At 66.5% G+C, this 21,723-nt stretch carries 22 protein-coding genes; 8 read left to right on the forward strand and 14 right to left on the reverse strand.

Annotated elements, in window-relative coordinates; genetic code table 11:
- Nucleotides 1–27: 27 nt before the first annotated feature.
- The 4 genes from EGT50_RS09210 to EGT50_RS09225 all read left to right on the forward strand — a co-directional run bounded on the left by EGT50_RS09210 (nucleotide 28) and on the right by EGT50_RS09225 (nucleotide 3,614).
- Complete coding sequence (locus EGT50_RS09210; RefSeq protein ID WP_127953303.1) at nucleotides 28–900, forward strand: LLM class F420-dependent oxidoreductase; 873 nt, start codon at nucleotides 28–30, stop codon at nucleotides 898–900.
- A gap of 145 nt (nucleotides 901–1,045) precedes the next feature.
- Nucleotides 1,046–1,480 (forward strand): hypothetical protein, encoded by a 435-nt coding sequence (locus EGT50_RS09215; RefSeq protein WP_127953306.1) that lies wholly within the window; start codon nucleotides 1,046–1,048, stop codon nucleotides 1,478–1,480.
- Between the two features lie 155 nt (nucleotides 1,481–1,635).
- Entirely contained in the window at nucleotides 1,636–2,337 is a 702-nt protein-coding gene (locus EGT50_RS09220) for a response regulator transcription factor (protein ID WP_127953309.1), read from the forward strand.
- Entirely contained in the window at nucleotides 2,334–3,614 is a 1,281-nt protein-coding gene (locus EGT50_RS09225) for a HAMP domain-containing sensor histidine kinase (protein WP_127953312.1), read from the forward strand. Before EGT50_RS09220 ends, EGT50_RS09225 begins: the two co-directional genes overlap by 4 nt.
- Here the strand turns inward: EGT50_RS09225 and EGT50_RS09230 are convergent, their stop codons facing one another.
- From EGT50_RS09230 to cspE, 8 genes are all read right to left on the reverse strand, one after another.
- Nucleotides 3,615–4,637 (reverse strand): enoyl-CoA hydratase/isomerase family protein, encoded by a 1,023-nt coding sequence (locus EGT50_RS09230; RefSeq protein ID WP_127953315.1) that lies wholly within the window; start codon nucleotides 4,635–4,637, stop codon nucleotides 3,615–3,617.
- Between the two features lie 26 nt (nucleotides 4,638–4,663).
- The gene (locus tag EGT50_RS09235; RefSeq protein WP_127953318.1) at nucleotides 4,664–5,368 is read right to left on the reverse strand and encodes a pyridoxine/pyridoxamine 5'-phosphate oxidase; all 705 of its coding nucleotides are present in this window, start codon (nucleotides 5,366–5,368) and stop codon (nucleotides 4,664–4,666) included.
- A 27-nt stretch (nucleotides 5,369–5,395) separates the two neighbouring features.
- A complete protein-coding gene (locus tag EGT50_RS09240) occupies nucleotides 5,396–5,788 on the reverse strand; it encodes a VOC family protein (RefSeq protein ID WP_127953322.1) in 393 nt (130 codons plus the stop codon).
- The gene (locus EGT50_RS09245) at nucleotides 5,785–6,276 is read right to left on the reverse strand and encodes a nuclear transport factor 2 family protein (protein WP_127953325.1); all 492 of its coding nucleotides are present in this window, start codon (nucleotides 6,274–6,276) and stop codon (nucleotides 5,785–5,787) included. The genes EGT50_RS09240 and EGT50_RS09245 overlap by 4 nt, the downstream gene beginning before the upstream one ends.
- A 136-nt stretch (nucleotides 6,277–6,412) precedes the next feature.
- The gene (locus tag EGT50_RS09250) at nucleotides 6,413–8,203 is read right to left on the reverse strand and encodes an ABC-F family ATP-binding cassette domain-containing protein (protein ID WP_127953328.1); all 1,791 of its coding nucleotides are present in this window, start codon (nucleotides 8,201–8,203) and stop codon (nucleotides 6,413–6,415) included.
- Nucleotides 8,203–9,138, reverse strand: coding sequence for a 4-(cytidine 5'-diphospho)-2-C-methyl-D-erythritol kinase (locus tag EGT50_RS09255; protein ID WP_127953331.1), 936 nt, complete (start codon nucleotides 9,136–9,138; stop codon nucleotides 8,203–8,205). The genes EGT50_RS09250 and EGT50_RS09255 overlap by 1 nt, the downstream gene beginning before the upstream one ends.
- A gap of 75 nt (nucleotides 9,139–9,213) precedes the next feature.
- On the reverse strand, nucleotides 9,214–9,684 hold the full coding sequence (locus tag EGT50_RS09260) for a nuclear transport factor 2 family protein (protein ID WP_127953334.1): 471 nt from the start codon (nucleotides 9,682–9,684) through the stop codon (nucleotides 9,214–9,216).
- A 150-nt stretch (nucleotides 9,685–9,834) separates the two neighbouring features.
- Nucleotides 9,835–10,038: a transcription antiterminator/RNA stability regulator CspE gene (gene cspE, locus EGT50_RS09265; protein WP_127945375.1), complete on the reverse strand. Its 204-nt coding sequence runs from the start codon at nucleotides 10,036–10,038 to the stop codon at nucleotides 9,835–9,837.
- Nucleotides 10,039–10,360: 322 nt separating this feature from the next.
- On the opposite strand from cspE, the gene EGT50_RS09270 reads away from it, so the two are divergent.
- Nucleotides 10,361–10,570 carry a heavy-metal-associated domain-containing protein gene (locus EGT50_RS09270; protein WP_127953337.1) on the forward strand — a complete coding sequence of 70 codons (210 nt, stop codon included), beginning with the start codon at nucleotides 10,361–10,363 and terminating at the stop codon, nucleotides 10,568–10,570.
- A 125-nt stretch (nucleotides 10,571–10,695) separates the two neighbouring features.
- On the forward strand, nucleotides 10,696–12,954 hold the full coding sequence (locus EGT50_RS09275) for a heavy metal translocating P-type ATPase (protein ID WP_127953340.1): 2,259 nt from the start codon (nucleotides 10,696–10,698) through the stop codon (nucleotides 12,952–12,954).
- Nucleotides 12,955–13,037: 83 nt separating this feature from the next.
- On the opposite strand, the gene lppU (EGT50_RS09280) is transcribed toward EGT50_RS09275, so the two are convergent.
- The 6 genes from lppU (EGT50_RS09280) to EGT50_RS09305 form a co-directional block, all read right to left on the reverse strand.
- Nucleotides 13,038–13,634 carry an LppU family putative lipoprotein gene (lppU, locus tag EGT50_RS09280; RefSeq protein WP_127953345.1) on the reverse strand — a complete coding sequence of 199 codons (597 nt, stop codon included), beginning with the start codon at nucleotides 13,632–13,634 and terminating at the stop codon, nucleotides 13,038–13,040.
- Between the two features lie 241 nt (nucleotides 13,635–13,875).
- On the reverse strand, nucleotides 13,876–14,466 hold the full coding sequence (gene lppU, locus EGT50_RS09285) for an LppU family putative lipoprotein (protein WP_127953348.1): 591 nt from the start codon (nucleotides 14,464–14,466) through the stop codon (nucleotides 13,876–13,878).
- A 125-nt stretch (nucleotides 14,467–14,591) separates the two neighbouring features.
- Complete coding sequence (gene rsmA / locus EGT50_RS09290; protein WP_127953350.1) at nucleotides 14,592–15,491, reverse strand: 16S rRNA (adenine(1518)-N(6)/adenine(1519)-N(6))-dimethyltransferase RsmA; 900 nt, start codon at nucleotides 15,489–15,491, stop codon at nucleotides 14,592–14,594.
- Between the two features lie 29 nt (nucleotides 15,492–15,520).
- Nucleotides 15,521–16,648: a resuscitation-promoting factor gene (locus EGT50_RS09295; RefSeq protein ID WP_127953353.1), complete on the reverse strand. Its 1,128-nt coding sequence runs from the start codon at nucleotides 16,646–16,648 to the stop codon at nucleotides 15,521–15,523.
- A 9-nt stretch (nucleotides 16,649–16,657) separates the two neighbouring features.
- Nucleotides 16,658–17,785, reverse strand: a complete 1,128-nt coding sequence (locus EGT50_RS09300) for a resuscitation-promoting factor (protein ID WP_127953356.1) — start codon at nucleotides 17,783–17,785, stop codon at nucleotides 16,658–16,660.
- A gap of 230 nt (nucleotides 17,786–18,015) precedes the next feature.
- Nucleotides 18,016–18,855: a TatD family hydrolase gene (locus EGT50_RS09305; protein ID WP_127953358.1), complete on the reverse strand. Its 840-nt coding sequence runs from the start codon at nucleotides 18,853–18,855 to the stop codon at nucleotides 18,016–18,018.
- A 20-nt stretch (nucleotides 18,856–18,875) separates the two neighbouring features.
- On the opposite strand from EGT50_RS09305, the gene metG reads away from it, so the two are divergent.
- Nucleotides 18,876–20,453 carry a methionine--tRNA ligase gene (gene metG / locus EGT50_RS09310; protein ID WP_127953361.1) on the forward strand — a complete coding sequence of 526 codons (1,578 nt, stop codon included), beginning with the start codon at nucleotides 18,876–18,878 and terminating at the stop codon, nucleotides 20,451–20,453.
- Between the two features lie 70 nt (nucleotides 20,454–20,523).
- A complete protein-coding gene (locus EGT50_RS09315; protein ID WP_127953364.1) occupies nucleotides 20,524–21,714 on the forward strand; it encodes a DUF2786 domain-containing protein in 1,191 nt (396 codons plus the stop codon).
- Nucleotides 21,715–21,723: the final 9 nt, after the last annotated feature.

The following is a 21,723-nucleotide window of genomic DNA, read 5'->3' on the forward strand; positions in this document are numbered from 1 at the left end:
CCTCCGGCCAGTCCGGTTGGATTCGGTATGGCAGAGGTGACACACGACACAGAAGGAACGCCCAGCTACGGAAAGTTCGGCGTGTGGCGGCATGCTCTCGGATTGAAACCCGAGGTGGGTGCGGAGATCGAACGGCTCGGCTACGGAGCCATCTGGCCGGGTGGATCACCACCGGCCGACCTTCAGATCATCGAGGATCTCATCGCCGGAACCGAGAAGATCACCGTCGCGACCGGCATCGTCAACATCTTCTCGGCACCCGCTGACGAGATCGCGAAGTCCTACCACCGCATCGAATCCCGTCATCCCGGACGATTCGTGCTCGGTATCGGCGTCGGCCACCCCGAGGTGCCCGGAATGGGTGCCGAGAAGCCGTACGAGGCGCTCGTCCGCTATCTCGATGTCCTCGACGACGCGGGCGTCCCGAAGCAGCGCCGCGTGCTGGCCGCGCTCGGCCCCAAGGTGCTGAAGCTCGCCGCCGAACGATCCGCTGGAGCCCACCCGTACCTGACGCCGCCCGAGCACACGCGGCAGGCCCGCGAGGTCCTCGGCACCGGCGTACTACTCGCCCCCGAGCACAAAGTGGTCCTGTCCACCGACACCGACGCCGCCCGCGCAGTCGGACGCGAGGCCGTCGAGAACCCCTACCTGCACCTGCGGAACTACCGCCGCAACCTCGAGCGCCTCGGCTTCCCGACAGCGGAGCTCGAGGGCGGCGGAAGCGACCGCCTCATCGACGCCCTCGTCGCGCACGGCGACGCCCAGACCGTCGCGTCTCGCCTCATAGCGCACCTGGACGCGGGAGCCGACCACGTCGCAGTGCAGGTGCTTCCGATGGCCGGTGATCCCATTCCCGCCCTACGGGAACTGGCGACAGCGTTGGAACTGGCCACAATCTAGGCCCGCGTGGGTTTCTCACGAACCGTTTCTCACCAAACCCTAAGGACTCGTCAAGAAGAACCGAGGTTCGCGCACATAACTTCGTCGCTGTGGAAGCAGCCCGGACCACGAAACCAGCCGGGACCACTGTGAACGAGGAGAACACATGCGAATCAACGCCTTCAGTAAGAAGACTCGACGCAACGCGACGATTGCCGCAGCCTGCCTCGGTGCTGCCGCGGTCGCAGCTCCCGGCATCGCCTGGGCCCAGAATCCTATTGCGGACAGCTCCCCCGAAGTGGTCGCTGCCGATTCTGTGGTCGATTCCGTGGTCACTGCCGATTCCCAGTGGATGGAAATCACGGACTCCGGCAATGCCGCCGAAGGCTGCTCGATGGTGGAGGTCGAGATCCCCAAAGAAAAGATTGCTGCGGGGGACTTACAGCTCCTGATCCCCGAGAACGTCCTCACGGAGTCCGATCTCGAAGGCAAGATTGCCGAGTTCGGTGACGTGGAAGTGCTCCCCGGAACCGACGCCGTCCAGCGGTACCAGCTCATCGACGGGGAGACGGACACGCCTATCGCAACAGCCATTTGCTGAGCACTCCCCGAACCGGTGCTGCGTACTCGAAGTACGCAGCACCGTCTTTGGTGGATACAGCACACTCGGTACTCGAAAGTGTTTCCAATGGACGGCGGTCTGACTCGAGTGCTGTGGAAACCGGCGAAAACGTTGAAACTCCTGATGGAGGCATGATGGATCGGATGACCGACAGTGCCCGCATCCTGCTCGTCGACGACGACCCCAAGGTCCTTACCTCCCTCACACGGGGGCTGCGACTGTCCGGTTTCGAGCTCGAGGCCGCCGGCGACGGAGCATCCGCGCTCCGGGCAGTCGCGGCCTCCCGTCCGGACGCAATCGTGCTCGATGTGAACATGCCGGTGCTCGACGGCGTCGGCGTGGTTACCGCACTGCGGGCGATGGGTAACGACGTTCCGATCTGCGTCCTCAGTGCACGCAGCACCGTCGGCGACCGTATCGCGGGCCTCGAAGCCGGTGCGGACGACTACCTCACCAAGCCATTCGAACTCGGCGAACTGGTCGCTCGCCTACGCGCGCTGCTGCGCCGGGCACCCCGCACCCCGGCACCGACGGGCACGATTGCTGTCGGTGCTCTCGAAGTGGACATTCCGGGACGGCGGGTCCACGTCAGCGGCGAACGCATCGAACTCACCAAGCGAGAGTTCGATCTGTTGAGCGTCCTCGCGGAGAACGCTGGGATCGTGCTCAGCCGTGTTCGACTGCTGGAACTGGTGTGGGGCTACGACTTCGACGCAGACACCAACGTCGTCGATGTGTTCGTGACGTATCTACGAAGGAAGCTGGAGGTCGCCGGGATGCCGCGGGTGCTGCACACTGTTCGCGGAGTCGGGTTCGTATTGCGGGAGCAGCCATGAGCACGCGCCGCCGCTCAGTGTCGCTGCGTACGCGCGTCGCACTGGTCTCCGCGCTGGCTGCCACCATCGTCATCGCCGTGATCGGTGTGGCATTCGCAGTCTTCCTGAGAGTCAGCGGGTCCGCGCAGCTCGATAACACCCTGGATTCGGTGTCGTTGAGCTCCCCTACAGGGATTTCCCCGCAGCAGTACACCTTGGTGACACCCGAAACGCCGGGTACCCCACTCAACTACGACACGGTGCGGACAGAAGTCGTCGACGGCAGGCAAGTGCGCCTACGTGAAGTTCCCGTCGCCGGCGTCAACGACGCATACGTCGAGGTCTCCATTCCTGAAGATGCCCTCAGTCGCGCGATTCACGAGCAGCAGTGGCGGGTGGCGGGAGCCTCGCTAGCGGCTATCGCGGTCGCCGCTGGTCTGGGCTGGCTGATGGCCGGCCGAGCAGTGAGACCGCTCGAGCGACTCGCCGCGGCCACCCACACGGTCGGCGACGAGCTACCTGCGGCGTTACCGGACGTCCGCGGGGCCCGTGAGGCAGAGGAGCTCGCTGATGCCATTCGGCACATGCTCGAACGAATAGGAAAGGCCCAGAGCCGGACCCAGGACGCTCTCGGCGCGGCCCGTGACTTCGCGGCGGTCTCGGCACACGAGTTGCGCACACCGCTCACCTCGATGCGTACCGACCTCGAGGTCCTCGCGACGATGCGCCTGACGGACGAACAACGAACGGAGATCCTGAACGAACTCCGGGCAACGGAACGACAGATCGAGTCAACCCTCACCGATCTGGAAAGCCTGGCCGTCGGGGATCTGTCCGAAGTCACCGATCTCGAGGATGTCGACCTGGTGGAACTCGCCGACCGCTGCATACAGGAAGCATCGCGGCGCTTGCCCGACGTGGCCATAGAACTGTCGGCGCCCCAATCGCTGACGATGCGCGGGCTGCCGTCCGGGCTTCGATTGGTTCTCGAGAACGCGATCGCCAACGCGGCAAGGCACGGACGCGCCGATCGGATCATGGTCACCGTCGCAGGGAACGACATCCGCGGCTCCACGGTGACGATCGACGACAACGGAATCGGCGTTCCCGAGCACGAGCGGGCGACACTGTTCGAACGATTCGCGCGAGGATCGTCCGCCCACCCCGTCGGATCCGGACTAGGTCTCGCGCTTATTGCGCAGCAGGCGTCGGTCCACGGGGGCACCGCCGAACTGACTGACAGCCCGCTCGGCGGTGCGCGCCTGCGCCTCGACCTGCCCGCGACCGCCCGGCGATGACTACTCGGCGGCGCGGGCGGCCTGAATGAACAACGCGTCGATCGCGATCGGGTCGATCTCGTCGACGGTCGGCGGGTTCCAGCGTGGGCTGCGGTCCTTGTCCACCAGCAGCGCCCGCACACCCTCGATGAAGTCGTGGTTACGGGTTACCTCCGCGCCCAGCGCGAGTTCGAATGCCAGGCACTCTTCGAGCGACTGTTCGGCACCCTGACGGATCAGTTTGGCGGTAACCCACAGGCTGCTCGGCGACGGCGACATCATGGCCTCGCGGGTGCGGACTGTCCACTCGTCGTCGCCGGTCAGGCGCGCGAGCATCTCCGGGACCGTGCCGGATCCGAAGACTCGATCGATCTCCTCCAACCGGTCCGCGAGTTCCGAGGGCGGTGCGTCCTGCGTGTGGGCGGCCAGCGCAGCCGAGACGTCACCCTTGCGGATGTCATCGGCGAGTCCTTCGATCCGATCCGACGGGACGAAGTGCGTCGCCAGCCCTGCGGTGAGGGCGTCGGACCCCGTCGCGCGAGCCCCGGTGAGACCCAGGTACATCCCGGTCGACCCGGTCAGGCGCGGCAGGAAGTAGCTGGCACCTATGTCGGGGAAGAAGCCGATCGCAGGCTCGGGCATCGCGAGAGAGGCGCGTTCGGTGACGACGCGCACCGAACCGTGGACCGAAATACCGAGCCCACCTCCCATCGCATGCCCGTCGATGAGCGCGACGTACGGTTTGGGATACCCGGCGATGAGCGCGTTGAGCCGGTACTCGGTCTCGAAGAACTCGTGCACCGCGTCGTGATCTCCATCAAGCGACGCTTGCCGCACCGACTTGATGTCGCCGCCCGCAGAGAATGCACGTTCGGACGAACTGGTCACCAGAACCGCGTCGATCGCGTCGTCGTCCCGCCACTGCATCAGCGAGGTGTACATATCGCGAATCATGCTCGCGTCCAAGGCATTGAGAACCTTGGGGCGGTCGAGGACGATCTCCGCGACGGAGCCGTGCACGTGGGTCTGGATGAACGAGGTCATCGTGCCTCTCTTTTCGATCGAACTATTTACGGCCACAACGCGTCCGGACGCCACCGGACAGCCTCATGCGGTGGGGTGCGCCGGTAGCGAACACGCAGGTGCCGCCGGTCCGGATCGGCATGCCAGAACTCGACTGCGTCCGGAACCACGCACCAAGCCTGCCAGGTACCCGGAACGGAAGACGGATCGGCCTCCACTTCGGACACCGCCGCCCCGACCGCATCGTCGTACTCGGCAATATCGGTGAGGATCTCGCTCTGCCGACTCGCCGCAGCGACCGCGCGGGCCGTAACCGACCGGTCCCGGAAGTCTCGCCCGCTCACCTCGGCGTCGCCGCGCTCGACCCTGCCACGAACCCGCACCTGACGGCCCTGTTCGCGCCAGTAGAACGTCAGTGCCGCGGTCGGGTTGGCGAGGAGCTGCCGCGCTTTGGGGGAGCGCAGGTCCGTCGAGAACCACCACCCTCTGGCCGTGACGTCCTTGAGTAGCAACGTGCGGGCATCGGGAACCCCGGCAGCGTCGACCGTCGAGAGCGTTGCAACGTGCGGTTCGACGACTCCGGCGGCGGCTGCCTCCTCGAGCCACGACAGGAACAGCGCAACAGGGTCGGCGGGCAGTTCCCGATCGCCCGGCATCGGCAGGCCGGTTCGCGGCGGCGACGCTCGCGCCCCCGGGAAGGCACGGATCCAGCTGCGGGTGTCCGGGAACGAGGCGCGCGATGGAACGGTCACCGAGCGACCTTATCGGTCGGGTTCCTCCTACGCCGGTCCCGACAATATCCAGCGGTGTCCGAAAGGGTCGATGAGCGTCGCGGTTCGCCGGCCGAAGTTCTCCGAGACCCAGCGCTCGACGATGCCCCCGGCATCGTGGGCCCGTTCGAGCACCGCATCGGTGTCGTCGACGGGCAGCACCAGCGTGACAGACGTCGCGCCGGAACCGGGCGCCGTCAGCCCCATCCCCGGAAACTCCTCGGCCAGGTAGATCATCCCGGTCTGCAGACGCAGCTCGGCGTGGCCGATTTGGCCGTCTTCCAGGACAAATGGCTCCCCGCACAGTTCGGCGCCGAACGCCTTGCAATACCATTCGACAGCTTCCCCCGCCCCGCGGACTGTCAGGTACGGCAGCGCACCTGATGCCGGAAAATCAGTCACGGCGCGATCCTAGCCCCCGACTGCGGCGACCCGATCAGCGCCCACCGGTTGGAGGTGAGGCGGAAGCTGGGCAGGTCCGCCAGCGAGTACACCGACTCGTAGGTCCGCTCGTACTCCGTGTGCGCGATCTTCCACCGTCCCGCCGCGTCCTTCGCGTAGCGATCCTGGTAGAAGGCCGCGCCATGCATCATCAACTGGTCACCGGGCACCACAACCGTGTCCGAGAGGTACCAAATGCCCGTCGCAGTGTCGCCGTGCACATCTATTTCCGGATGTCCACAGTGGTGTTCGGTGATGACGTGCGGACCGAGCGTGTCCTGCATAAACGACACGAATCCATCCCGCGAGTCGAATCGCAGATGCTCGGCGTAGGTTGCCGTCGCGTCCGGCATGAGCGTGTCGGCGAATTCGGCCCACGACTTCGTGTCGAGGGCACGCACATACCGGTACTTGAGCCGAGTGATCTCGGCTATCGCCTCCAGATCCACAGTGCCCGCCCTCCGCCCAGCGTGTACGGTACAAGTGCAGGCTAACCGGCCTCGTCGCTTCTTGGGGTGTGTAGCGCCACTATCGTTGTCGTGCAGCGACACCAGAACGCATATGGGGCCGCAGGAACTCGAGTGATCATTCGAGTTCGGAGGCGAGTTCCATCCACTGCTCCTCAGTAGCCTCCCTGTCGGCCACGATCTGTTTGAGTTCGGCGTCGAGGGCCATCAGTTTCGCCGGATCCGTCGCAGCCTCTGCCAGCTGGGCGTGCAGTTTTTCCTCCTGGTCGGACAACTTGGACACCGCCCGTTCGAGCCGTGCGAGTTCCTTGCGGGCCGCCCGGTCGGCGGCACCGTTCCGAGTGGGCTTCGATGCAGCCGTCCCAGCGTTCGACGCCACCGAAGGAGTCGTCGCCTGTGACCTTTCCGCGAGGATCGCGCGTTTGCGGAGGTATTCCTCGATGCCGCCTGGAAGATTAGTGAGCTTGCCATCTCCGAACAGCGCCCACGTGGAGTCGCAGATCCGCTCGATGAGGTAGCGGTCGTGGGAAATCACCACCAGCGTGCCAGCCCAACCGTCGAGCAGGTCCTCGAGCTGTTGGAGGGTATCGATGTCAAGATCGTTGGTGGGCTCGTCGAGCAACAGCACGTTCGGTTCGCTCATCAGCATCCGCGTCAACTGCAGCCGACGACGCTCGCCACCGGACAGATCCGCGACCGGCGTCCGCTGACGCGCCGGCGAGAATCCCAACCGTTCGGCGAGCTGACCAGCCGAGATCTCCTTGTCGCCGAGAGTGATCCGCTCGGCGACGTCCCTGACTGCCTCGAGCACCCGCATCTCCGTCGGCAGATCATCAAGTTCTTGGCGGAGCCATCCGATCTTGACGGTCTGGCCCTGAATACGCTTGCCCTCTGCCGGTACCAGTTCCCCGGCCAGGGTCCGCAGCAGCGTCGTCTTGCCGGAGCCGTTCACCCCGACCAGACCGACGCGTTCACCGGGCGCAAGACGCCACGTCAGGTCGTGGACCAACTCCCGACCGTCCGGCGTGACCAGCTGCACGTGCTCGAGTTCGACGACTACACGCCCCAGCCGGCGTTTGGCGAACGACGCGAGCGCTATCGAGTCACGTGGCGGCGGGACGTCGGCGATGAGCGCCTCGGCGGCCTCGACCCGGTACCGCGGCTTGGAGGTGCGGGCCTGCGGTCCGCGGCGCAGCCATGCGAGTTCCTTCCGCGCGAGGTTCCGGCGGCGCTCCTCTGCCGCGTCGGCCTGACGGGCCCGCTCGGCACGAGCGAAGATCCAATCGTTGTAGCCACCGTCATAGCTCTCGACACTGCCGTGCACCACCTCCCACGTGCGGGTAGCGACCGTGTCGAGGAACCAGCGATCGTGGGTGACGACGACAAGGGCGGATCGCCGCGACACGAGGTGCTCGGCCAGCCACTGCACGCCCTCGACGTCGAGGTGGTTGGTGGGCTCATCGAGCACCAGCAGGTCCAGGTCCTGCACGAGTGCGGCGGCCAGAGCCACCCGGCGACGCTCCCCACCGGAGAGCTCGTCGACGTTGGCGTCGAGGCCGAGGTTGTCGATGCCGATGCCCCCGAGGATGCCCCGGATGCGGGCGTCACCTGCCCACTCGTGGTCCGCGACGTCGAGTGGGCCGAGAACCACTTCGCCGACCGTCGAACCCGGCGGCAGCACGCCGCGTTGGGTGACCACTGCCATGCGCAGCCCACCGACACGGCTGACCCGGCCGGAATCAGGTTCCTCGATCCCTGCGAGCACCTCGAGCATCGTGGTCTTGCCGCCGCCGTTAAGTCCGACGACTCCGATGCGTTCCCCCTCCTGCACGCCCAGCGAGACGGAGTCGAGCAGCGGCTTGATGCCGAAGGATTTGGAAACCTGCTCGAGATTGATCAAATTCGCCATCAGTGGCTGCCTTCCCGCTCTGGGTCGATCACACGCGCTCCTGACACGGGCCCACTCGCGACGCGTACGGTGCGGCACACTCCCGCACCCGAGAGTTCTGCCCCCACCGTCACCGCCGACTCCGCGTCTGCGCACAGGAACGCGCACGTCGGGCCGGAGCCCGACACGATGCCGGCCAGGGCACCGGCGGACACACCGGCCCGGAGTGTGCGCCGCAGTTCCGGCGCGAGCGAGAGCGCCGCCGGTTGGAGGTCGTTGCCGAGCAACGGAGCCAGCGCGGTGGCGTCGCCGGACGCGAGGGCGTGCATCAGGTCCTCGGCATCGCCGACGCGCGGCGGTTGGCCGTCGGCCCGCAACTTGTCGAGTTCCTGGAACACCGTAGGCGTCGACAGTCCCCCCTTCGCCAGGGCGAGTGCCCAGTGGAAGGTGCTGCGAGACAGGACGGGCAACAGTTTCTCCCCGCGCCCGGTTCCGACGGCGGTGCCACCGTGGAGGCTGAAGGTGACGTCGCTGCCGAGCCGAGCCGCGAACCGGTCGAGGGCGGGCCTGTCCAGACCCAGCCGCCAAAGCTCGTTCAGCGCCACCAGCGCGGCCGCGGCGTCGGCGCTGCCGCCGGCCATACCACCGGCGACCGGGATTCCCTTGACGATCGAGATCTCCACGTCGGGGTCGATGCCCGCCTCAGCAGCGAGCATCTCGGCGGCCCTCCACACGAGATTGGTGTGATCCGTGGGCACCGAGGCGGCTCCCTCCCCGCGCACTCGAACCGCAAGTGTCTCGGCGGGAGAGACGGACACGTCATCGGTGAGCGAAAGCGCCTGGAAGACCGTCGTCAGTTCGTGGTAGCCGTCCTCCCGGAGGTCACCGACAGCCAGGTGCAGGTTGACCTTGGACGGCGCCCGCGCGGTGACGGAACGTGGAACAACGGAGAGCACGAGTTCCAACAATAGGCGTTCGAGCCGAGGCGATGAGTACGCACCTCAGCGGCCACTCCCACCCCGTTCGTCTCGCTATGGCGGGTTCCGGCCCGGGACGTCCAGCCAGCTTTCGCCGACGTCGTGGCGGATCCACTCGACCTCGAGCCGCCGGTCGGCTATCGCCCACCGCCCGTCACGACGCTCGAACCGGTCGAGGTAGCGAAGCCAGACGGTGAGGAAGCTGCGAGTTGGGTTGCCCGCGTCGGCCGCATTGGTGTGCTGCGCCATTGCGTAGGTCTCGGTCTCGGCGGTGTCCCCGGCCAACTCGATCAGCTGGTTCCCGGCAAAGTGGAAAGTGCGGTCGAACACCCCGAAGCCTGCCGGGTCCGTGAGGAACTGCATGAAATTGTCGACGCCACCCTCATAGAACGGCGCATAGTTGGTCTGCGCATCGGCGTGGAAGCAGCGCCGCACCAGCGCCCAGTCTCGCCGGTCAACGCCCCGGAAGTAGCGGAGTAGGACATCGCTGATCTCGGCGCGGTCGCTGAGTTCTTCGGGCGTCACATCAGCCCCTTCCCTCTCTTCGGGTGTTGCCGAACACTAACGCCGAGAGGCGCTGCCGGGAGACGAATCGGGACACCACTCCCGGATACGGGAAACGGGGCGCCGCTCTGCGAGCAGCGCCCCGTTCACATCGCAAGATGCGGATGGATGTCAGATAGTGGTGACGTCCGTGGCCTGCGGGCCCTTGTTCCCCTGGCCGATCTCGAAGCGCACACGCTGGTTCTCCTCGAGCGTGCGGAAGCCGGAGGTCTGAATCGCCGAGTAGTGGACGAAGACGTCGGCGCTGCCGTCGTCGGGCGCGATGAAGCCGAAGCCCTTCTCAGCGTTGAACCACTTGACGGTGCCTTCTGCCATGTTTCTTTCTCACCTTGTTCGAGTGCGAACTCGAGAACCCCGGTCGGGGCCCCGGGCCGGTGTCACACGGCGGCTTGCTCGAATCCCGGAGTGGAGATCCGTCCGCCCGCAACTTCAGGATTTGCGAGCGTGGACTAACACAAACACAAAAACTACGACCGTGGACAAGTGAACCACAGCGCAGTTCGGGCCCTCGCGGCGCACCTACCTAAGCTCCGCGAGACGTGATGATCATCTCTTCTCAGTTCTTGCCATTCGATACCCCCGGGGGGTACTTTGATACCTGCACGGGGTAGTGGTACCAACGAATAAGGAGACCAGAATGAGCACAGCCGAATACACCGTCACTGGCATGACCTGCGGACACTGCGTCGCTTCGGTGAAGGAAGAGGTCGGAGCGATCGCCGGCGTCACGGACGTGGCCGTCGACCTGTCCTCGGGCCGCTTGACCATCGCGTCCGCTGCCCCGCTCCCCGAGTCCGCCGTCACCGCCGCCGTCAGGGAAGCGGGATACACGGCCCAGCCGATCTGAGCAAACCGATGCGAACGACCATCGCACTCAGCTTTGACGCCAAGGGGCTCGCGATCGTCTTCGACGCGAGCCCCGGCGCGGGCTCCGGCGATAGTCAGTAACGATAGTCAGTAAGGAGGATTCTGATGCCCGTCAGCGATCTCGCTGCCAGCCGTAGCGACACCATCGAGCTCTCGATCGGCGGAATGACGTGCGCCTCGTGCGCGGCGCGCGTCGAGAAGAAGCTGAACAAGCTCGACGGTGTCACCGCCACTGTCAACTACGCCACCGAGAAGGCGAAGGTCGCGTACGGCGACACGGTCAGCACTGATGACCTGGTCGCGGCGGTCGAGAGTGCCGGCTACACCGCCACTCTGCCGACGCCCCCGGCCGTCGACGAACCCGGCGCCGCCGAGGACTCGCAAGACCGCGAACTCGGGGCGCTGCGAACCCGCCTGATCGTCTCCGCCGTGCTTTCGGTTCCCGTGATCGCAATGGCGATGATTCCCCCGTTGCAGTTCACGAACTGGCAGTGGCTCTCCCTGACGCTAGCCGCACCGGTGATCGTATGGGGCGGTCTGCCGTTCCACCGCGCGGCGTGGACCAACCTGCGCCACCGCACCGCGACCATGGACACCCTCATCTCGCTGGGCACGACCGCGGCATTCGCGTGGTCGGTGTACGCCCTGTTCTTCGGCACAGCCGGCACCCCCGGCCTCAGGCACGCGTTCGAGCTCACCATCAACAGGATGGACGGTTCCGCGAACATCTACCTCGAGGTCGCAGCCGGCGTCATCACCTTCGTGCTCGCGGGACGGTACTTCGAGGCCAAGTCGAAGCGAACCGCCGGCGCGGCACTGCGCGCGCTGCTCGAACTCGGAGCCAAGGAGGTCTCGGTTCTGCGCGGCGGCGTCGAATCACGAATCCCCGCAGACCAGTTGCGGGTGGGCGACCTGTTCATCGTGCGCCCCGGAGAGAAGGTAGCCACCGACGGCGTCGTCGTCGAAGGTAGCTCCGCGGTCGACATGAGCATGCTGACCGGTGAATCGGTGCCTGCCGAGGTGGGCGTGGGCGACGCGGTCGTGGGCGCCACCGTCAACGCCGGCGGACGACTCGTCGTCGAGGCACGTCGGGTCGGCAGCGACACGCAACTGGCGCAGATGGCGGCGCTCGTCGAGGACGCCCAGAACGGCAAGGCCGAGGTCCAGCGTCTCGCCGACCGGATCTCCGGGGTGTTCGTGCCCATCGTGATCGTGATTTCGGTTGCCGCGCTGGGGTACTGGATCGCCACCGGCAGCCCGGTGCAGGCGGCATTCACCGCGGCGGTCGCGGTGCTGATCATCGCGTGCCCGTGCGCACTGGGTCTGGCAACCCCGACGGCGCTGCTCGTCGGCACCGGCCGCGGAGCCCAGTTGGGTGTGCTGATCAAGGGTCCGGAGGTACTCGAGACCACGCGGGGCGTCGACACCATCGTGCTCGACAAGACCGGCACAGTGACCACCGGCAAGATGACCCTCGTTGACGTGATCACCACCGATGGCGTCGACCGTGGCGAGGCGCTGCGACTGGTTGGCGCCCTCGAGAACGCATCCGAACACCCGATCGCGCAGGCCGTAGCCACCGGCGCCGCCGCCGACGTCGGACCTCTGCCCGCGGTGGAGAACTTCGCCAACGTCGAGGGCAAGGGTGTGCAGGGTGTGGTCGACGGCCACGCCGTCGTCGCCGGGCGGGAGACGCTACTGGCCGACTGGTCGCTGCACCTGCCGGACGACCTCGCCCGCGCCAAGCAGGACGCAGAGATGCTGGGCAGGACCGCGATCGCGGCCGGCTGGGACGGCCGAGCACGAGCGGTGTTCGTGGTCGCCGACGCCATCAAGGAGACCAGTGCCGAAGCGGTGCGCCGCTTCAGGGCACTCGGCCTCACCCCGGTGCTACTGACTGGCGACAACGAAATCGTCGCCCGCAGTGTCGCAGCCCAGGTCGGCATCGACACCGTCATCGCCGAGGTCTTGCCCGGCGACAAGGTCGATGCGGTCAAGCGCCTGCAGGCTGAGGGGAAGGCGGTCGCGATGGTCGGTGACGGCGTCAACGACGCGGCCGCACTCGCGCAGGCCGACCTGGGCCTGGCGATGGGTACCGGCACCGACGTCGCGATCGAGGCCGCCGACATCACCCTGGTCCGCGGTGACCTGCGCGTGGCCGCCGACGCGATCGAGTTGTCCCGCAGAACCCTTCGCACGATCAAGGGCAATCTGTTCTGGGCGTTCGCTTACAACGTGTCGGCGATTCCGCTAGCGGCGGCAGGCCTGCTGAACCCGATGCTCGCGGGCGCGGCGATGGCGTTCTCGAGCGTGTTCGTCGTCAGCAACAGCCTGCGACTGCGACGATTCAGCCCGTCGTCATAGAACCGCGCGACAGCTGAAGGCCCGGAGGGCGAGCGCCATCCCCTCCGGGCCTTCTCGTCGTTCGCTGCTACGGATGTTGGCTGCTACGTGCTAACCGTTTCGGCACACACCGTGAACAGTCGTTCGTCGTAGACGAATCCTCCCTCCGGGCACTGGTCGCCGTCGGCGACACCCTCGAGGACCTCCGTGACCCGCTCGACGCTGGTCGCGTTCGGGTCGTCGCACTCCACGCGCTGCGGATCCTCATCGTTGCTCGCGGGCAGGCTCATGCACCCGCCGACGACCCAATCGACATCGAGACACAGCACACCGGTCTCCTTGCCCCACATGCTCTCGGAGTAAATCTGGTCGACGTCCGACGGGCACTGATCGATCTCCCTTGCCTTGGCCACCACCTTGTAGTTGGACTCGACACTGGCGCAGGCAGCTTCGTCGATCGTCGCGGCGTCCTGGGTCCCACCCAGGCGCACGCAGTCACCGATCTCGACATCGATATCGACCCGGCCACCACTGTCGCTACCTTCCTGGCCGGCAACCGTCTCCGTGCTCGGCGAGGGGGACTCAGGTGCCGCGTCTGCCGCCGTCGCGGTGCCCTCCGCGGATCCACCGCAGGCCGCGGCCAGCATCGTCGCCGCCGCCACAGCGCCCGCACCGATCGATCGTTTTACTAACGTCCACATCCGCTTGCTAAACCTTTCCCCTCGAATCAGTCCTGCGGAGACGATGCTCCGGCGATCGTTCACTCGGCGATCGCGCGCATCATTGTGATAGAGGGAAACCGTTCGGCACGAATCGTGCAGGTCGAGCGACCAGAAGGTCTCCACTGCCGCCGCCAACGCGGTTCAGCTCGTCGTCATAGAACCGCGCGGCAATGAAGGCCCGGAGGGCGCCTTTCCCTCCGGGCCTTCCCGTCGTTCGCTACTACGCGCGAACAGTTTCGGCACACACCGTGAACTCTCGTTCGTCGTAGACGAATCCTCCGTCCGGGCAAAGGTCGGCGTCGGCGACACCCTCGAGGATCTCTGTGACCCGCTCCATACCTAGCGCGTCCGGATCGTCGCACTCCACACGCTGCGGATCTTCGCCATCCAGGCTCATGCACCCGCCCAACACCCAATCGACGTCGAGACACAGGACGCCGAGTTCACTGCCCCACCTGCTCTCGGAGTAGATGATTTGGTTGACGTCCGACGGGCACTGCTCGCTCTCCATCCCCTTGGCCACCACCTTGTAGTTGGACTCGACACTGCCGCAGGCAGCTTCGTCGATCGTTGCGTCATCCGTGGACCCACCCACGCGCACGCAGTCACCGATCTCGACATCGAGGTCGATATCGCCACCGAGGTCGCTGCCTTCCTGGCCGGCAATCATCGCCGAGCTCGGCGAGGAGGACTCAGACGCTGCGTCCGCCGCCGTCGCAGTACCCTCCGTGGATCCGCCGCAGGCCGCGGCCAGCATCGTCGCCGCCGCCACAGCGCCCGCACCGATCGATCGTCTCACTAACGCCCACATTGCTTGTCAAGCCCTTCCCCTCGACTCACTCCTCGGAGACCAGGCTCCGACGATCGTTCACGCAGCGATCGCGCGCATCATTGTCATGGAAGGAACCGTTCGGCACGAATCGAGTAGGTCGAGTGCTAGGGAGCTTCCGCTGCCGCAGCCAAACGCACGAAAGCGGCCGCGTCGAGCTTCTCACCACGCGTGGAAGGTTCGATACCCGCGGTGACGAGACGTCGCTCCGCCTCCGCGGGCGATCCCGCCCACCCGGCGAGCGCGGCGCGAAGTGTCTTGCGCCGCTGCGCAAACGCTGCATCGATGACCTCGAAAACCCGACGCCGGTGTCCGGCGTCCAGCGGCCACGGCTCCTCGGTGTAGCGATCGATGCGGACCAGACCGGACTCTACTTGCGGCACGGGCCAGAACACGGCCCGTCCCACGGCTCCGGCGCGCTTGACCGTGCCGAAGAAGTTGGCCTTCACGCTCGGCACGCCGTACACCTTGCTACCCGGTGCCGCAGCCAGCCGGTCCGCAACCTCGGACTGCACCATCACGAGTGCGGTGCGCACTCCGGGGAACTCCGCGAACAGATGCAGCAGCACCGGCACCGCCACGTTGTAGGGCAAGTTCGCGACCAGCGCGGTGGGCTCGCCGGGAACGTCGTGGGGCATCACCCGCATCGCGTCGGCGCCGACCACGCTCAGCCGATCAGCCAGTTCGGGCGCGCGATCGGCGACGGTCTCGGGTAGGCGCGCCGCCAGTCGGGGATCGATCTCGACGGCCACCACCTTGTCGACGACGTCGAGCAACGCCAGTGTCAGCGAGCCGAGGCCCGGGCCGACCTCGAGCACGGTGTCCTGGGGGCCGACACCGGCCGACGTCACGATCCGGCGGACAGTGTTGGCGTCATGAACGAAGTTTTGGCCGAGCTGCTTGGTGGGGCGCACCCCGAATTCCTCGGCGAGGGTGCGAACCTCGGCGGGACCGAGCAGAGCGGCAAGTCCGCGCGGTGAGGCGGGGGGCGGTGCGGCGTCTGACACCCGACGAACCTAACGCACGCAGCGAATGGTCAGCGCAGGCCCAACCGACTGCTGCACGAAGGCCACGCACCCCAGCCCTGCGTCAGCTGGGTACGGGTCGCGATCGCGATCTGCTCCTCGCGGGTCGCAAGATCCGCACGCGGCGCGTACTTCAGTCCGCCCTGCCGCTCCCAGGTGCCCTGGTTGAACTGCACCCCACCGTAGTAGCCATTACCGGTGTTGATCGCCCAGTTCCCGCCCGCTTCGCACTGCGCGAGCGCGTCCCACGTTTCGCCGTTCTCCACCGGAGGCACCTCGGTGCCCGGCTTGGCGCCGACCCGCACTATGGCGGCTTGGGCCGGCGTCGTGACCGTGGTCGCCACCGATTGGCGGCCGGTCTCGACCCCGTTGACGGTGGTGATCTCATATGTGACTTCTGCCACGCCCGGAACGCCCGGGTCCTCGACGACCGAACGGCTCATGTTCATCGTCGGGTCCTCGAATCGTTCTTCCGGCGGCTCGACCGGCTCCGTGAGCACCAGGGTCTCGACCCGGGAACGGGTCACACTGATCGTCATGCCGTCAGTGAGTGAGGTATCTGCAGGGGGAACGACGGTATCGGCCTGCTCGAGCGGACTGCCGTGTGCGGCGAGGAACTCGCCCACAGTGGGTGCCGCGAGCCGGACCACCTCAGGGTCGGCGGCGCCGTCGGCCAGGTTCACCGAGCGCGGATTGAGGACCTCGAGATCCGCGCCCTCCAGTGGGAGGCGTTGCGAACGGGAGGCGGAGACGTGCACGTCGGCGGCGAGGTGGAACTGGTTGAGTGCTTCGTCGACGGTGATCGCCGTGGTCCACACCGTGCGCTCCTGACCGTCCACGGTGAGCACGAGCTCCCGGCCGCGACGTAGGACTACCGTGTCTCCGTCACGCAGGGACGCATCCGATGCGGGAGCAACGAGGTCGTGGTCACCGAGTGAATACCCGGCCGCCGAGATCGCGCCACCGACGTCCGATGACATGGTGCCCAGCGTGATCAATTCCCCGTCCACGTCGACGGTGACGGTCTTGTGCTGCGCCACCGCGATTCCGCCACCGACGGTCAGGGTCGCGAACGTCGCAGCCGCCACGCTGTACAGCAGCGGCGAGCGGCTCGAGTTGATCTTCGCCAGCGACGACATCGTGATCCCTTACCGGAGACCCAACTTGCGCGTACAAGCTGGCCACGCACCCCAGCCCTGCGTTGCCTGCACCTTCATGGCGACAGCGATCTGCTCCTCCCGTGTCGCCTGATCCGCGCGCGCCGCGTACTGCGTTCCACCGAATCCGGCCCAAGTGCGCTGGGTGAACTGGAGGCCGCCGTAGAACCCGTTGCCGGTGTTGATCGCCCAGTTGCCCGTCGCCTCACACTGAGCGAGCAGGTCCCACACCGAGCCGTCCGACACGGACGGTGCCGACGGCCGGGGCTTGGTGCCGACCCGTACGACCGCCGGAATGGCCTCACGGAGCAACGAAGACGACAGCTCCTGCCGATCCGTCTCGACACCGTTGACGGTCGTGACCGTCATCGTCACGGTGCGCTCGCCGGGCACCCCTGGGGTCTCCACGGTCGTCTGACCCTCGGTCAGCTCGGGGTCGTCGACGCGATGCTCGGGCGCCGGGACGGGCTCTGTCTCCGTGCGCGTCTCGGTGCGGTTGCGGGTTACGACGATGTCGAGGCCATCCGTGAGCTCGGTGTCGTGGGCCGGCTCGACCGTGTCGCCCTGCTCGAGCGACGCGTCGGTGACGGCGAGGAACTCGCCGACCGTCGGTGCGGCGGCCCGCGTCTCGATGGACGGGGCCCCACCGTCGGATACCTTCACGGTCTTGGCGTTGACGACGTCGAGCGCGATACCCTCGATCGGGATCCGCTCGCCACGTGATGCCGATACGTAGGCATCGCTGGCGAGGCTGAATTGGCGCATCGCGTCGTCGACGGTCAGGGCCGTCGACCACACCGTGCGCGGTTCGCCGTCGACCGTCAGCGCGATCTCACGGGCGCGCCGAAGGACAACGGTGTCGCCGTCGGACAGAGTCGAGTCGGCGTTGGGAGCGACCGCGTCGTGCTCGCCAATCGGGTAGCCCGCGGCTTCGACGGCGGACCCGACCTCGGACTGCAGTGTGGTGAGCGAGATGGATTCGCCGTCGACGTTCAGGGTGATCGTCTTGTGTCGGGCAACGACCAGACCGCCACCGACCAGCAGCGTCGCGAAGAGTGAAGCAACCACGACATAGAGAAGCGGAGACCTTGTGGTGTTGATCCGAGCGAAGAGCGACACGTGAAGTCCTGGGGCCGACAGCAAGTTCGATAACAGCAAGGTAACGACAGGGCGTTGATCTGGCAACTATTCCGTGTCGGTCGCCACATTTGTCACCACGAAGATCTCTACCACATCGCCTGTCAGCCACGAAATGGCTACGGTTCCGCTGTCAGCCTGGATGCCCAGCCTTCATCCCGACACGCGGGAACCCGCATGTCACGGTCAAGAATGGGCGGTGCGGCCGAGAGTCAACTGCGCGCCGGCAGCCGGTAGACGCGCTCGGCCGTCGCTGTCGACTCCTTGGCCAACTCGACCGGATCCTCGCCACGCACCTCGGCCAGCGCCCGCAAGGTATACGGCAGGCAGTAGGACTGGTTGGGTGCCCCTCGGAACGGATGCGGGGTCAAGTAGGGCGCGTCCGTCTCGACCAACAGCTGATCGGCAGGGACCAGAAGCGCGGCCTCTCGCAACGCCTTCGCGTTCTTGAAACTGACTGTGCCGGAGAAGCTCAGCACGTAACCGGCCTCCACGCAGGCTCGCGCCATCGCCGCGTCGGACGAGAAGCAGTGGAAGATCACGGACTCGGGTGCGCCCTCCTCGTTGAGGACCCGCAGCAGGTCGGCGTCGGCCTCGCGGTTGTGGAGCATCAGCGGCTTTCCGAGCCGCTTCGCGAGGTCGATGTGCCAGCGGAAGCCATCTTCCTGCTCTTCTGGGGTGGCACAGCCCTCGAGTTTGCCCGGCCAGTACAGGTCCAGGCCGGTCTCTCCCACCGCCACCACCCGCGGGTCCGCGGCGAGGCGCTCGACCTCGGCCTTGGTGGCGTCGTCGAGTGTGTTGGCCCGCGTCGGATGGATCGCGACCGCCGCGAACACTCGTCCGTCCCAGTTCGCAGCGTCGACGGCGAACCGTGCGGCCGCCAGATCGTCGGCCACGGTGACGACCCGCTCGACGCCGACAGACGCAGCGCGGTCGACGATCTCAGCTACCGTCGCGGCATCGGTCGCACCGCACGCGTCCAGGTGGGTGTGTGCGTCGACGAGCGGAGAGAGCGGCTCGGGCAGGTCCGGGGCGGGACGATCTTTGGGCACGCCGATAGAGTAGGCGCACCATGACTGTGCCCTCCTCGCCTGCCCAGCCGTCGCGGCCCCCGTTCTATCTGACGACCGCCATCGCGTACCCCAACGGCGCCCCACACATCGGGCACGCCTACGAGTACATCTCGTCCGACGCGATCGCGCGCTTCAAGCGCCTCGACGGATACGACGTGTTCTTCATGACCGGCACCGACGAGCACGGCCTGAAGATGCAGCAGACCGCCTCCAAAGAGGGCATCGACGTCCGCGACCTCGCCGCGCGCAACTCGGACGTGTTCGAGGCGATGGATCAGGCCCTCGGCATCTCGTACGACCGGTTCATCCGGACGACGGACGCCGACCACATCGAGGCGAGCAGGGCGATCTGGGAGCGCATGGTCGAGGCGGGCGACATCTACCTCGACACCTACTCGGGCTGGTATTCGGTCCGTGACGAGGCCTTCCATGCCGAGGAAGAGACCACCATCCTCGCCGACGGGACGCGTGAGGCCAATGAGACCGGCACACCGGTCGAGTGGACCGAGGAGTCGAACTACACGTTCCGGCTGTCCAAATACCAGGATCGCCTCCTAGCGCTGTACGAGGAGAATCCCGACTTCATCGCCCCGGCCACGCGCCGCAACGAGATCCTCAGCTTCGTCAAGAGCGGACTGAAGGATCTGTCGATCTCGCGGACCACGTTCGACTGGGGCGTCCAGGTGCCGGGCAACCCGGAACACGTCATGTACGTGTGGGTCGATGCGCTCACCAACTATCTGACGGGCGCCGGGTTCCCGGACACCCAGTCGGAGGCGTTCCGCAAATACTGGCCCGCGAACCTGCACATCATCGGCAAGGACATCACCCGGTTCCACACCGTGTACTGGCCGGCGTTCCTGATGTCGGCGGGCATCGAGCTACCGATGCGTGTCTTCGTCCACGGCTTCCTGTTCAACAGGGGCGAGAAGATGTCGAAGTCGGTCGGGAATGTCGTCGACCCGCTCGCGATGGTGGAGCAGTACGGCCTCGACGCGGTCCGTTTCTTCCTGCTGCGCGAGATCTCGTACGGCCAGGACGGCAGCTACAGCCATGAGGCGATCGTCACCCGAATGAACACGGACCTGGCGAACGAGCTGGGCAATCTGGCACAGCGCTCGCTGTCGATGGTGGCGAAGAACTGCGACGCGCAGGTCCCGACACCCGGCGAGCTCACCGACGAGGACAGCACTCTGCTGGCGCAAGCCGATGCACTGCTCGAGAAGGTCCGTGCGGAGATCGACGTGCAGGCCCTCCACCTCGCATTGGACGCCATCTGGCACGTACTGGGCGAGACCAACCGGTATTTTTCGCAGCAGCAGCCCTGGGTACTGCGCAAGACCGACCCCGCCCGGATGGCGACGGTGCTGTACGTGACGCTCGAGGTGGTGCGCATCGTCGGCATCCTTGTCCAGCCGGTAATGCCTGGATCCGCCGAGAAGCTCCTCGACCTCGTCGGCCAGGCCCCCGACGCACGGACCTTCGCGGATCTTGGCAGCCGCATCGTGCCTGGCACAGCGCTCCCGAAGCCGGTTGGCGTGTTCCCCCGCTTCGTCGAGGAGTCGACCGCGGAGTGATCGCTGCGAGCGGCCAGGAGTTGTAGTCACTCACCGAAAGTTGTCGGTCCACTCGTGCACACTCGCGCGCATGGGGAGAAATAGAACATACTTTCGAACAGAGGAACGCTTCGCCGACGTGCCGCCACGACATCGGTCGGCGGCAGGACTCATCACCGCGCTCGCCGACGCGTATGAGCGCGGCTGGCAGCCGGCCGACGTCCTGCACGTCACCCGTCGTGCACTGGGTACCAGGACCGCCCCGACTGCTGCCGCCGCGCTGCTGTTCCAGGCACGGGCGTCGCGCGCATGGACCCTGGCACCGCAGGACTGGCGGGTGCAGCTCTCGCGGATCGCGGACGCCGAACCTGATGCTGCACGGTTCGCCGAGGGACTGCCCGCGCACTGCGAGCCCGACGATTTCGCAGCGGCCCTGGAGGCAGCCAGCTGGCAGATCGGGGTGCGCGAGTGGCTCGACTTGACGGTGCTCTGGCTCGAGTTTCCCCGCCTGAACCGGCTGTGCGAGCCACCGTCGGCTTGGACTCGCGCGCAAGTCCAACACGACGTACCCAGCGCCGACGCCACCGACCCCCGAGCTCTGAGCAGGGTCCGCGGACTGCTGGCCAAGGCCGAGGCCACCGAGTTCGTCGAGGAGGCGGAGACTCTCACGGCTAAGGCGCAGGAGCTCATGACGCGGTACGCGATAGGTGCCGCGCTCCTCAACAGCGTCGACCCGCCGTCCCCGGCGGTGCGCAGCCGTCGCATTCACCTCGACAACCCGTACGTACGGGAGAAGGTGCATCTACTGACCGCGATCGGTGAGGCGAACCGGGTACGGACGGTGTGGTTCGACAGGTTCGCGATCGCAACCGTCGTCGGCAACCCAATCGACCTCGAGCAGGTCGACCTGCTGTTCACGTCGCTGTCGGTCCAGGCGACGCGGGCAATGCATACGGCTGGCGCGGGCGAGCGGGGAACATCCCGGACTGGGTCATTTCGCAAGGCGTTCCTGTTCGGTTTCGCGGTGCGCATCGGCCAGCGACTCGAGGAGACCGACAGCCGTGCCACCGCCGAGGCTGCCGTGGACGCGAATGTGCAGATCGACGACCTGCTCCCGGTGTTGGCCTCGCGCTCCGCGGCCGTCGACGCCGAGTTCGATCGCTTGTTCCCGGCAACTAGGACGTCCCGAAATCGACGCGTGGACGCCGACGGATGGCACGCCGGTCAGTCAGCCGCCGATCGAGCCTCGGTGACAGCAGGCGAATGCGGGATCACCCGGTGACGCGCTGCA

Source organism: Rhodococcus xishaensis (assembly GCF_004011825.1).
GTDB lineage: Bacteria > Actinomycetota > Actinomycetes > Mycobacteriales > Mycobacteriaceae > Prescottella > Prescottella xishaensis.